This is a genomic window from Jiangella sp. DSM 45060 (assembly GCF_900105175.1).
GTDB lineage: Bacteria > Actinomycetota > Actinomycetes > Jiangellales > Jiangellaceae > Jiangella.
On the sequence record NZ_LT629771.1, the window covers coordinates 4,025,266 to 4,036,921 of the forward strand.

Here is an 11,656-nt window from a genome sequence, read left to right on the forward strand (position 1 = left end):
TACGTACAGTCAGCCTGCCATGTCCGACGGGGTCCGCGATACGGTCGCCGCGGGCAACGCGCTCTGCCCTGCGTCGCGTCTTTATCATGAGATTTCTCTCCTGCCCAGGGGGTGCCGGAATCTTTGTGGGGTCTCGTGCGTTGTGAACGTATGTTCGTTGATCGTGCGGGTACGGTCCGGACGCCGACTCGACACCGAGGGGGATCCATGGCAGCTGCACCGAAGGCCACCAGCGCGACGCCGCGGCGCCGCCAGGCGCGCTCCGAGGGCGAGCCCGACCTCGTCGGCCGCTACCTCGCGCAACTGGGCTCGACGCCGCTGCTCACGGCGGCCGAAGAAGTCGACCTGGCCAAGCGCATCGAGACCGGTGTGTACGCCGAGCAGTTGCTGGCCGGTGCCGTGCCCTCCAAGCGCAAGCTGACCCCGTCCTACAAGACCCAGCTCGACGTCCTGGTCCGCGACGGCGAGGCCGCCCGCGACCACATGATCCGCGCCAACCTGCGGCTGGTCGTGTCGGTCGCGCGGAAGCTGTCCGGGCGCGGGCTGCCCTTCCTCGACGTCATCCAGGAGGGCAACCTCGGCCTCATCCGCGCGGTCGAGAAGTTCGACTACGCCAAGGGCTTCAAGTTCTCCACCTACGCCACGTGGTGGATCCGCCAGGCCATCCAGCGCGGGCTGGCCGAGCAGACCCGCACCGTGCGGCTGCCGGTGCACGTGTCCGAGACGGTGGCCAAGCTGCACCGCATCGACCGCGACCTCCAGCGGCTGCTCGGCCGCGACCCCACGGTCGACGAGGTCGCCGAAGAGGCCGGCCTGCCAGTCGAGAAGGTCGTCGAGCTGCGCCGTGTCTCCCGCGACCCCCTCAGCCTCGACACCCCCATCGGCGACGACGGCGAGTCCAGCATCGGCGAGCTGATCGAGGACGACGACGCCGTCCAGGCCTCCGACCTCGTCGAACGCCGGGCGCTGAGCGAGCAGCTACGCAGCGTCCTCGACTCCCTGCCCACGCGTGAGGCGAAGATCATCGGCATGCGCTACGGCCTGGTCGACGGCCACGAGCACACCCTGCAGGACGTCGCCGACGAGGTCGGTGTGTCCCGCGAGCGAGTGCGCCAGCTCGAGAAGCACGCGCTCATGCTGCTGCGCGACCCCCGGCGCAACGAGTCGCTGATGGCCTGGGCCAGCTAGGGCCTGTTGAGCACGCCCCGGGCACCCGGGTGCCCGGGGCGTCGGCATGCCGGCGTCGCGGCGCCGGGCACCGAGCCGCGCGCTCGATGACGCCCACGACATCATCCCTGTGCGGGGTTCGACGCGCCTTTGCAATGAGCACCGATACGCATCGATGCGTATCGGTGCTCATTGCAAAGGCCCCCGGACGGTACGACCCAGCGATGCCTTCACTCGGGCGGCGTGAGCAGCCCGTCCACGTCGAGCACCTCGCCGGTGGCGATGGAGCGCCAGATCGCCTCGCCGGTCGCCACCGCGCGGGCGCCGTCGGCGGAGTCGGCGAGCAGCCCGAGGTCCAGCGACTCGCGGCCCGGCCCGACGAACAGGTCGTGCCGCAGCAGCGGGTCGGCGCCCTCGTGGCCGCCGGCGACCGTCGCGACCTCGATGGTGCGCGCCTCGCCGAACAGCGGCCGGTACGTGATGTCGTCCGAGCCGGGCAGCGCCCCGCCACCCGGCAGCCGACTGTGCAGCGTCTCGATCTGGCCGTGGGTGCCGTTGATGGTGACCCGGTAGCCCTCCCACGGCGACGAGAAGTCGATCGTGTACGAGAGCGCGATGCCGCCGCGGTACGCGACCAGCGCGCTGTAGGTGTCCTCGACGTCGATCTCGTCGTCGTAAAGGTACATGTCCTGGCCCGCCGGGTACTGGTGGCCGTAGGACAGCCCGAACAGGCCGACGCGATCGGCGGCGGCGCCGTCGGGGAAGGTGTTGCTGCCCAGCTGGGCCTGGTAGTACGGGTCGTTGTCGCGCAGCGCGGCGCCGGTGAGCGGCGCGCCGTTCTCGTCGCGCGGGCGGTGCGGGCTGTCCGGTCCGTAGTAGTGCCGGCCGCCGATCGCGAACACCCGCTCCGGCACGTCGTCGAGCCACCACGACACGAGGTCCAGGTGATGCGTGCTCTTGTGCACCGACAGGCCGCCGGACAGCTCGCGGCGCCGGTTCCAGCGCAGGAAGAAGCTGGCGCCGTGCCGGATGTCGACGTGGTAGTCGAGGCTGACGTGCGTCGGCCGGCCGATGGCGCCGTCGAGGATGAGCCGCTTGATGGTGCGGTGGCGCAGCGTGTATCGCAGGTTGTGGGTGACGCGCACCGTCGCCTTCGACGCCTGCTCCGCGGCCAGCACGGCGGCGGCGTCGGCGGCGGTCGTGACCATCGGCTTCTCGACGATGACGTCGACGTCGCGGCGCAGCGCGGCCAGCACGTAGGCGGCATGCGTGTGGTCCGGCGACGCCACCACGACGACGTCCGGCCGCACCTCGTCGACCATGCGGTCGAAGTCGTCCGGCGAGTACCACGCCAGCGGCGCGTGCCCCGGCGGCAGCAGCGACTCGTTGAACGCCGTCACCCGCGCCTCGTCCGGGTCCACCACCGCGACGACGTCGGCGTGCTCGGAGTAGTCCTCGGCGTTCTCGCCGTAGCCGAGCGCGGTGTCCGCGCCGCCCAGCGAGCCGAGGATGGGCCGCACGAAGCTCGCGACCCCGCGGTTGGACAGTCCGGCGATGGCGTAGCGGGTCATGGCCAGAACCCTTGCAAGGTTCGACTGCAAGTGTCAAGGCAATCTTGCAGTATGGGAAGCAAACGGGCAGTTCACAGCGAGACAACCGATTGCGATAGTGTGCTGCGGTGACTTCCACGCGGCTCGGCTTCGCACCCAACCTGGACGGCTACGTGGACGCCGCCCTCGACCTCCAGCGCCACGTCGAGGGGCGTACCCGGCGGCGGCTGGCGGAGTGGGAGGAGCGGGCCGCGCGGATCGCGTCGGCGGCGTCGGGCGCGCGGGCCGCGTCGGAGGCGGACGTGCGGCGCGAGGGCGAGCGGGTGCGGGCGGCGGTGCTGCGCGGCCTCGGCGGTCTGCCGCCGTCGGACGGGACGGCGCCGCCGGTGCGCTGGTGCGGCATGGTGTCCGGCCTGCCGGACGACGCGGGGTACGGCATCGAGCGGCTGATCATCGAGACCGCACCCGGCGTGCACGCCACGGCCAACCTCTACCGACCCACCGGCGACCGACCCGCTGGCGACCAGACGGCCGACCTCGGCCGATCCGCCGGCGACGCGACGTTGTCGGTGCCCGCCCGTAGGGTGGGGGCCCTCCCGGCCGGGCGGGGTGACACTCCTGCCGTCGTGTTCGTGTGCGGGCATGCCGACGAGGCGAAGGCGTATCCGCAGTACCAGGCGGTGTGCGCGCGGCTGGCCCGGGCCGGTCTGGTTGTGCTGGCGCTGGACCCGTTCGGCCAGGGCGAGCGGCTCGGTTACCTCGACGACACCGGGCGCCCGCTGGTCAACCCCGGCACCGCCGAGCACACGTACGCCGGCCTGCAGTCGTGGTGGCTGGGGCAGTCCCCGCGCGCTGGTTCGTGCACGAGGTGCGCCGGGCGATCGATCTGCTCGAGACGCTGCCGGGGGTCGACGGAAGCAGGATCGGCCTGACCGGCAACAGCGGCGGCGGCTGGCTCACGACGCTGGCGACGGCGGTCGAGCCGAGGATCGCCGCGGCCGCGCCGGCCACGTTCGTCACGTCGCGGGGCCGGTACCTCGACGGCGGGCAGCACCAGGACGCGGAGCAGGTCCTGCTCGGCGGCACCGAGCACGGCGTCGACCACGCCGACCTGCTGGCCGCCGCCGCGCCGCGGCCCGTGACGGTGCTGGCGGCGGAGTACGACTTCTTCCCGATCGAGGGCACCAGGGAGACCGTCCGGCGCGCCCAGACGACCTACGCGGCGCTCGGCGCACCCGACGCGCTCACGCTGGTCACGGCCGCGACGACGCATCAGTACGCGCCGGAGCTGGCCGCCGCGGCCACCCGGTTCTTCTGCACGGCGTTCGGTCTGCCGGCGCCGGACGACGAGACGGAGCCCGGCACGCTTCGCCTGGAGGCGCTGGCCTGCGGCGACACCGGCGAGGCGGCGGTCCTGCACGACCTCACCGCGGCCGGCTACCGGGAACCCCGCGAACCGGCCGACCCCACCGACTGGCTGCGCGACCGGATCACCGCCGGCCGCGACGTGCCGGACGAGCCCGGCGTGCGGTGGCTGCCCGGCCCGGCCGGCAGCCGGCACGGCTTCTGGCGCACCGAGACCGGCCTCTGGAACGCCGGCGTCCTGCTCGCCGACGAGACCGACGCCCGCCCGGGGCTGCGCCTCGTCCTGCTGCACGACGGCACCGCCGAGGCGACCACCGACCACCCGGTGCTGACCAGAGCCGCCCGCGACGACCGCGTCGGCGGGCCGCTGCTGGTCCTCGACGTCCGCGGGGTGGGCGCGCTCGCGCCGCGCGACCGGTCCGGACGGTCCCCGCTGAGCCACGACTCCACGATGTACAAGCTGCTCGCCGACCTGCTCTGGCTGGACGACAGCCTGGCCGCGGCCCGCGCGTTCGACGTTACCCGCGCCATCGACGTCATGCTGGCCGGGCACCCGGACCGGCCGGTGCACATCCACGCGGCCGGGCTCGGCGCCCACCATGCGATGCTGGCCGCGGCCGTCGACCCCCGCATCGTCGACGTGACGGTGTCCGACCCGGTGGTCGACCTCGACCGGATCATGACCACGCGGCTGCACGACGACGGACGGGGAGCGTGGCACGGCGTGCTGCCCGGCCTGGCCGTGCACGCGCCGGGACGACGGCTGCACGACCTGCTCGGCACCCGGCTCAAGGAGGTTCCATGACGCTCGACGCCCGCACCGCCCTCACCGGCCCGACGCCGGTCGACTGGCTGTTCACCGGCGACAGCATCGTCGCCGCGGCGAAGTGGACCGGCGTGCACCGCGGCTACGCCGACCTGTTCGCCGAGCGGGTCCGCTACTGGCTCGGCCGCCGCGACGACACCGTCCTGAACACGGCGGTCAGCGGCTGGCGGGTGCCGAGGCTGCGCGACGCGCTGGAGACGTCGGTGCTGCGGCACGCGCCGCACGTGGCGATCATCGGGCTGGGCAGCAACGACGCCAACGACGGGCCGGACGGGCGGGCGGCCTTCGTCCGCGAGTACACCGACGTCGTGCGGCGCATCCAGGCGACCGGCACCGACGTCGTGCTGCAGACGCCGCCGACGGTGGCGCCGACGCAGGCGCAGGCCCCGCACCTCGACTCCTACGCCGACGCCGTCCGCGAGGTGGCCGCCGACACAGGCGGCCACCTCGTCGACCACCACAAGACCTGGACGGCGGACGGCGACGAGGCGCTCGCGCTGCTGGTCGACGGGCTGCACCCGGGCCCCGAGGGGCACCAGAAGCTGGCCCGCGACCTCCTCACCGCCCTCGGCGACACCCACCCCACCTGGACCTGACGCGCCGCAAGCCGGGCAGCCCAGCCAGGTCGGCGGGCGGGGAACGCCGTCAGGGGTAGGCTGCGGGCGTCCGAGCGAGGCACGAGCGAGGCGGGCGGAGACGGCGTTCCCCGCCCGCCGACCGGACCGGCCCAGCGGATCAGGCCGCGGAGTCCTCCGGCTCGTACGCGACCCGCGAACGGGTGCCGCGCTCGCGCGGATCCGCCACCGGCACCGCCGACAGCAGCGCCCGCGTGTAGCCGTGCCGCGGCTCGGCGAACACCTGCTCGGCAGGTCCTTGCTCGACCATGACGCCGAAGTACATCACCGCGACCTGGTCGCAGATCCGCTCCACCACGGACAGGTCGTGCGAGATGAACAGGTAGGTGAGGCCGAGGTCGCCCTGCAGCTCGGCGAGCAGCTCGAGGATCTGCGTGCGCACCGACACGTCCAGCGCCGACACCGCCTCGTCGGCGACGACCAGCCGCGGCTCGGTGATCAGCGCGCGGGCGATGCCGATGCGCTGCCGCTCGCCGCCGGAGAACGCGTGCGGGTAGCGGCCGGCCATCGAGCGCTTCAGCCCGACCCGTTCGAGCATGTCCTCGACCCTGCCGTCCAGCTCCGATCCGGACGCCAGCCCGGCGACGCGCAGGGGCTCGCCGATGACCTGGCGGACGGTCATGCGCGGGTTGAGCGAGCCGTAGGGGTCCTGGAAGACCATCCGGATCTGCCGGCGGAACGGCAGCAGCTCCTTCTCGCTGAGCCGGGCGAGGTCGGTGACGCCGCCGTCGGCGCCGGCGTACAGCAGCTTGCCCGCGGTCGGTCGGTAGGCGCGCAGCACGCACCGGCCCAGCGTCGTCTTGCCGCAGCCGGACTCGCCGACCAGCCCGACGGTGCTGCCCTCGGGGATGTCCAGCGTCACCTTGTCGACGGCGTTGACCCGCTCGGTGCGGCGGCGGCCGAACATGGTGCCGGCCGCGGCCTCGAACGTCATCTCCAGGTCCTCGATCCGCAGCAGCGGCCGCGGCGACGCCTCCGCGGCCGGCTCCGGCTCCGGTGAGGGCGCCGCGACGGCGCCGCGCTGCGGCAGTGCGGCCAGCAGCTCCTGCGTGTACTCGTGCCGCGGGTGGTGGAAGATCTGGTCGACCGGGCCGTGCTCGACCACCTTGCCGTGTCGCATGACGACCACGTCGTCGGCGATCTCGGCGACCACGCCGAGGTCGTGGGTGATGAACATCAGCGTCATCCCCAGCGACTGCTTCAGCTCGGCCAGCAGGTCCAGGATCTGCGCCTGGGTGGTGACGTCGAGCGCGGTGGTCGGCTCGTCGGCGATCAGCAGCGACGGGCGGCAGACCAGCGCCATCGCGATCATCGCCCGCTGCCGCATGCCGCCGGAGAGCTGGAACGTGTACGCGCCGAACCGCTCTTCGGGCCGCGGGATGCCGACCCGGCGCAGGTCGTCGATGACGCGTTCGCGAGCGGCCGCCGGCGACAGCCGTTCGTGCAGTTCCAGCAGCTCGCCGATCTGGTCGCCGATGGTGTGCACGGGGCTCAGCGACGACATCGGTTCCTGGAAGACCAGGCCGATGTCGCGGCCGCGGATCGACCGGATGCCCGGGCCGGTGGCGTCCAGCGCGGCGAGGTCGACGACGGCGCCGTCGGGCGTCGGGCGGTACAGCACCTGGCCGGAGTCGACCCGGCCCGGGTGGTCGACGACCTGGATGATCGACCGGGCGGTGGCCGACTTGCCCGAGCCGGACTCGCCGACGATGCACGTGGTGGAGCCGCGGCGGATGCGCAGCGAGACGTCGTCGACGGCGTGCACGGCGCCCTCGTCGGTGTGGAACGTCGTGCACAGGTTCCGCAGCTCGAGGATCGCGTCCGGGTCCATCGACTCGCCGACGGTGGCCGCGGCGATCTCGCGGACGGCGTCTCGCTGCAGGTTGCGACGGCGCCACCTCATGTCGTCCTCCTTCCGTACGGGTCGGCGGAGTCTCGCAACCCGTCGCCGACGAAGTTGAACGCCACCACCGCCACCACGACCGCCAGACCGGGCAGCAGCAGCCACGGCGCCGTCGCCACCACCTGCACGCTCTGCGCGTCCTGCAGCAGCACGCCCCACGAGACCGCCGGCGCCCGCAGCCCGAGGCCGAGGAACGACAGCGACGTCTCGGCGAGGATCATCGCCGGCACCGCGAGGCTGACCGTCGCGATGATGTGCGAGAGGAACGACGGCAGCATGTGCCGCGAGATGATCCGCCGCGTGCGCACGCCGTCGAGCTTCGCGGCCAGCACGTAGTCCTCGGTGCGGGTCTGCAGCAGCCGGCCCCGGATCACGCGGGCCAGACTGGTCCAGCCGAGCAGCGACAGGATGATGGTGATCATGAAGTAGGTGCGGGTGGGGCCCCACTGCGGCGGGATGGCGGCGGCGAGGCCGAGCCACAGCGGCAGCGTCGGTATCGACATGATCAGCTCGATGATGCGCTGGATCACCGAATCGATCCAGCCGCCGAAGTAGCCCGAGATGCCGCCCAGCACCAACCCCAGCACCAGGGAGATCGCCACCCCGGCGAGGCCGAGCGAGAGCGAGATCTGCGCCCCGTAGATGATCTTCGACAGCAGGTCGCCGCCGGTGCGGTCGGCGCCGAGCAGGTAGAACCGCTCCCCCGGCTCGGTCGGCCCGAACAGGTGGATGTTCGTGTCGATGACGCCGAGCAGCGAGTACTCGTCGCCGCGGACGAAGAAGCCGAGGTTGACCACCCGGCTGGTGTCCTCCTCGAACACCCGGGCCAGCGTCTCCGGGTCGGTCGATCCGGTGGTCGGGTGAACGTAGAACCCCTCGGAGAAGGAGAAGCTGGGCAGCTGCGGCGGCTGGTAGGCGTGGTCGGCGCTGGTGGTGTCCTTCGAGAACGGCGCGAAGAACCCGGCGAAGATCGCCACGACGTACATCGCGATCATCACGTACAGGCCGGCCATGGCCAGCTTGTGCCGGCGGAACCGCCACCAGATCAGCTGGCGCTGCGACGCGACGCTGACGTCGGCGGCGTCGCGGCCGGTCTCCGTGGCCGGGTCGCCGGGCGTCTCGACGTCCTGGCTGGGCAGTTGGTCGGTGCTCATCGGCCTCACGCCTTCCCGAATCGCACGCGCGGGTCGATGGCGGCCAGCAGCAGGTCGGAGATCAGCGTGCCGATGACCGTCAACACCGCGATGATGAGGATGATGCCGCCGGCGAGGTACATGTCCTGCGACTTCAGCGCCTCCAGCAGCAGCGGCCCGATGGTGCCCAGCGCCAGCACCTGCGCCACGATGATCTCGCCGTCGAACAGCGACGGCAGGTGCCAGCCGGCGGTGGAGATGAACGGGTTCATCGCGATGCGCACCGGGTACTTCGTCACGAGCCTGCCCTCGGACAGCCCCTTCGCCCGCGCCGTGATGACGTACGGCTTGTTCAGTTCGTCCAGCATGTTCGCCCGGGTCACCCGGATGATCCCGGCGGTGCCGGCGAGGCCGATCACCACCACCGGGATCCACAGGTGGCCGAGCAGGTCGACGAACTTCCCGACGCCCCACGGCGCGTTGACGTACTCCGGTGAGAACATCCCGCCGACGCTCTGGTCGAACAGCGCGAACCCGAGGTACGCCAGCACCAGCGCCGCCAGGAACTGCGGCACCGCCAGCGCCACGAACCCGATGCCGGAGATCGTGTAGTCGCCCCAGGTGTGCTGCTTGATCGCCGAGTAGATGCCGGCAGGCAGGGCGATCGCCCAGGTGAACATCAGCGTGGCGATGCCCAGCGCCAGGGTGAGCGGCAGCCGGTCCGCGATCAGCGTCGACACCGGCTGCTGGAACTGGAACGACAACCCGAAGTCGCCGTGCAGCACGATGTTGCCGATCCACTTGATGTACTGCACCCAGAACGGGTCACCGATGCCGTAGCGATCCCGCAGCGCGTCCATCTGCGCCTGGTCGACGCTCTGACCGGCGGCCTCGAGCCGGGCCACCTGGGTGCTGAGGAAGTCGCCGGGCGGCAACTGGATGATGAAGAACGCGATCATCGAGATCGCGATCAGAGTCGGGATCACATGCAGGACCCGCATCGCTATGAAGCGCCACATCAGGGCGAGAGTCCTTTCGTCACTCGGCGAAGTAGAGCTGCTCCGGCTTGGAGATCCCCTCACGGCCGTAGTAGAAGGACAGCTTCGGCTCGTCGTCGCGGACGTTCTTCAGCGCGGTCTTCGCGATGACCGGCTGGAACGGCAGCCCGACCAGCCCGATCGCGTAGACGTTCTCGTCGTGTTGCTGCATGATCGCCCGGCCGGCCTCGATCCGGGCGTCGTCGGAGTCGGCGGTGCGCATGGCGTCCCAGGTGTCCATCAGCTGCTGGAACTCCGGGCTCGGCTGCATGCCCTCGGCCCCCGACGTCGAGTACCACTTGCCGTAGGCCGGCGCGGTGTGGCTGTTGTCGGCGGTCGGGACGAACCAGACCGGCTCGAGGTCGAAGTCGTCGGACGGGTGTGCGACGCCGTCGAAGTCGAAGTCGTTGGCCATCCGGATCTCGGTGTACAGGGTCTGGTCGACCGGCCGGCTGACGACCTTGATGCCGATCTCGGCCCAGTTCTTGCGCACCATCTCGAACACGTCGGTCGGGGCCAGCCCGGCGTCGAAGTCGAGGTAGGTGATGACGAACTCCAGCGGGGCGCCGTCGGCGCGCAACCTGGTGCCGTCGCCGTTGCGCTGGGTCAGCCCGATCTCGTCGAGCAGCCGGTTCGCCTCGTCGACGTCGTACTCGATGAACCGCTCACCGCTGCCCTCGACGTAGTAGTCGGAGGACTCGGTGGCGATCGGGTGCCGGATGACGCCCAGCCCGCCGAGCAGGGTGTCGTTCATCTCCTCGCGGTTGACGGCGTGCGAGAGCGCGGCCCGGAACCGGACGTCGCCGAACAGCTCGCGCAGCACGGGGTCGGCGTGCGAGAGGTTCGGGCAGATCGCCATCAGGCCGGCCGACGGCTGCCAGCGCAACACCTCGAACGCCTTCTGCTCGGCGTTCTGCAGGTACACCTGGGTGGAGTTGTAGCCGAGGTAGAAGCCCTGGAAGTCGAGGTCGCCGTTGGCCGCGCGCAGGTCCAGCGCGTCCTGGTCGAGCACCTGGATCTGCATGGTGTCGATGTAGGGCAGCTGCCGGCCGTCGGGGTCGGTCTTGTAGTAGTACGGGTTGCGCTCCAGCGCCGCGGTGCCGCTCTGCGCGTTGGCCGGGCTGGTGACCAGGAACGCGCCCAGGACCGGCCGCTCGACGTTCGTCCACCAGTTGTCCCGGTCGAAGAAGTACTGGTCCCAGGTGTCGAACCCGGCCGCGCTGGCCGCGGCGGTGACGGTGGCGGGGTCGGCGAGGTCGGCGTGGAACTGCTCCATGTAGTGCTTGGGCTTGAGGAACTGGAAGCTCACGCCGGGGTGACACAGGAACTTCTCGAACAGCGCGAACGGCTGGGTGAAGTTGATGATCACGGTCAGCTCGTCCGGCGTCTCGATGGTCGGCCGGGTCTGGCCGGCGTCGGAGAACCAGAACGCCGGCGACGGGAACAGCACGTCGTGGTTGAGCACGTGGTCGACGGTGAACTTGAGGTCCGCGGACGTGAACGGCGCGCCGTCGGACCACTTGAGGCCCTCGCGCAGCACGAACGTGTAGGTGCGGTTGTCCGGCGACTTCTCGAAGCTCTCCGCCAGGCTGGGCTGCGAGCCGTCGGCGGCCTTGTTCCACTCGATCAGGCCGGCGCTGGCGAAGGCCTGCAGCGCGCCGTCGTGCGTCGGCGTGGTCTGCGCGCGGCGCAGGTTGCCGCCGAAGCGCCCGACGCTGTCCCACGGCTCCACCACCATCGGGGTGGACGGCAACCGCTCGGCCAGCGCGGGCAGCTCGCCGGCGTCGACCCGCTCGGTCAGCATCGGCGACTCCAGCACGTCCGGGTCGCCGCCGGCGGAGCCGAACGGGTTGGGCGACTCGTCACCGCCCGAACACGCGGCCGTGCCGAAGACCGCGAAGGCGGCCGCAAAGCCGCCACCGGCCTTCAGCAACATCCTGCGCGAGACCACGATCTGTTCTGCCGACATCGGCAACTCCTCACTGTCCGGTGCTCATTCAGCAGGTCCGTCGCCCACCAGGGCGTTGACGCCGTACGCGG

General features: G+C 71.4%; 9 protein-coding genes. 4 read left to right on the forward strand and 5 right to left on the reverse strand.

Translation table 11 applies throughout. The annotated features are described in order from the left end of the window. Positions 1 to 207: 207 nt before the first annotated feature. On the forward strand, positions 208 to 1,188 hold the full coding sequence (locus BLU82_RS18060; protein ID WP_092622514.1) for a sigma-70 family RNA polymerase sigma factor: 981 nt from the start codon (positions 208 to 210) through the stop codon (positions 1,186 to 1,188). 209 nt (positions 1,189 to 1,397) lie between these two features. Here BLU82_RS18060 and BLU82_RS18065 read toward each other — a convergent pair whose 3' ends face one another. Beyond that, positions 1,398 to 2,738: a Gfo/Idh/MocA family protein gene (locus BLU82_RS18065; protein ID WP_092622515.1), complete on the reverse strand. Its 1,341-nt coding sequence runs from the start codon at positions 2,736 to 2,738 to the stop codon at positions 1,398 to 1,400. A 107-nt stretch (positions 2,739 to 2,845) separates the two neighbouring features. On the opposite strand from BLU82_RS18065, the gene BLU82_RS34760 reads away from it, so the two are divergent. Genes BLU82_RS34760 through BLU82_RS18080 form a run of 3 tightly spaced genes read left to right on the forward strand, consistent with a single transcriptional unit; the run spans position 2,846 to position 5,504 of the window. Further along, the gene (locus tag BLU82_RS34760) at positions 2,846 to 3,649 is read left to right on the forward strand and encodes a hypothetical protein (protein WP_092622516.1); all 804 of its coding nucleotides are present in this window, start codon (positions 2,846 to 2,848) and stop codon (positions 3,647 to 3,649) included. Continuing rightward, on the forward strand, positions 3,544 to 4,887 hold the full coding sequence (locus BLU82_RS18075; RefSeq protein ID WP_172885641.1) for an acetylxylan esterase: 1,344 nt from the start codon (positions 3,544 to 3,546) through the stop codon (positions 4,885 to 4,887). Before BLU82_RS34760 ends, BLU82_RS18075 begins: the two co-directional genes overlap by 106 nt. Next, positions 4,884 to 5,504, forward strand: coding sequence for an SGNH/GDSL hydrolase family protein (locus BLU82_RS18080; RefSeq protein WP_092622518.1), 621 nt, complete (start codon positions 4,884 to 4,886; stop codon positions 5,502 to 5,504). Before BLU82_RS18075 ends, BLU82_RS18080 begins: the two co-directional genes overlap by 4 nt. Positions 5,505 to 5,643: 139 nt before the next feature. On the opposite strand, the gene BLU82_RS18085 is transcribed toward BLU82_RS18080, so the two are convergent. From BLU82_RS18085 to BLU82_RS18100, 4 genes are all read right to left on the reverse strand, one after another. Next, on the reverse strand, positions 5,644 to 7,374 hold the full coding sequence (locus tag BLU82_RS18085; RefSeq protein ID WP_092625983.1) for an ABC transporter ATP-binding protein: 1,731 nt from the start codon (positions 7,372 to 7,374) through the stop codon (positions 5,644 to 5,646). A gap of 68 nt (positions 7,375 to 7,442) precedes the next feature. Further along, the gene (locus tag BLU82_RS18090) at positions 7,443 to 8,600 is read right to left on the reverse strand and encodes an ABC transporter permease (protein WP_092622519.1); all 1,158 of its coding nucleotides are present in this window, start codon (positions 8,598 to 8,600) and stop codon (positions 7,443 to 7,445) included. 5 nt (positions 8,601 to 8,605) lie between these two features. Then, entirely contained in the window at positions 8,606 to 9,598 is a 993-nt protein-coding gene (locus BLU82_RS18095) for an ABC transporter permease (RefSeq protein WP_092622520.1), read from the reverse strand. A gap of 19 nt (positions 9,599 to 9,617) precedes the next feature. Beyond that, on the reverse strand, positions 9,618 to 11,585 hold the full coding sequence (locus BLU82_RS18100) for an ABC transporter substrate-binding protein (RefSeq protein ID WP_092622521.1): 1,968 nt from the start codon (positions 11,583 to 11,585) through the stop codon (positions 9,618 to 9,620). Positions 11,586 to 11,656 lie beyond the last annotated feature (71 nt).

What these genes read in the sequence shown, in the direction of transcription:
- BLU82_RS18060 (WP_092622514.1), top strand. Translation starts at nt 208, where the DNA reads ATGGCAGCTGCACCGAAGGCCACCAGCGCGACGCCGCGGCGCCGCCAG.
- BLU82_RS18065 (WP_092622515.1), bottom strand. Translation starts at nt 2,738, where the DNA reads ATGACCCGCTACGCCATCGCCGGACTGTCCAACCGCGGGGTCGCGAGC.
- BLU82_RS18080 (WP_092622518.1), top strand. Translation starts at nt 4,884, where the DNA reads ATGACGCTCGACGCCCGCACCGCCCTCACCGGCCCGACGCCGGTCGAC.
- BLU82_RS18085 (WP_092625983.1), bottom strand. Translation starts at nt 7,374, where the DNA reads ATGGACCCGGACGCGATCCTCGAGCTGCGGAACCTGTGCACGACGTTC.
- BLU82_RS18090 (WP_092622519.1), bottom strand. Translation starts at nt 8,600, where the DNA reads ATGAGCACCGACCAACTGCCCAGCCAGGACGTCGAGACGCCCGGCGAC.
- BLU82_RS18095 (WP_092622520.1), bottom strand. Translation starts at nt 9,598, where the DNA reads ATGTGGCGCTTCATAGCGATGCGGGTCCTGCATGTGATCCCGACTCTG.
- BLU82_RS18100 (WP_092622521.1), bottom strand. Translation starts at nt 11,585, where the DNA reads ATGTCGGCAGAACAGATCGTGGTCTCGCGCAGGATGTTGCTGAAGGCC.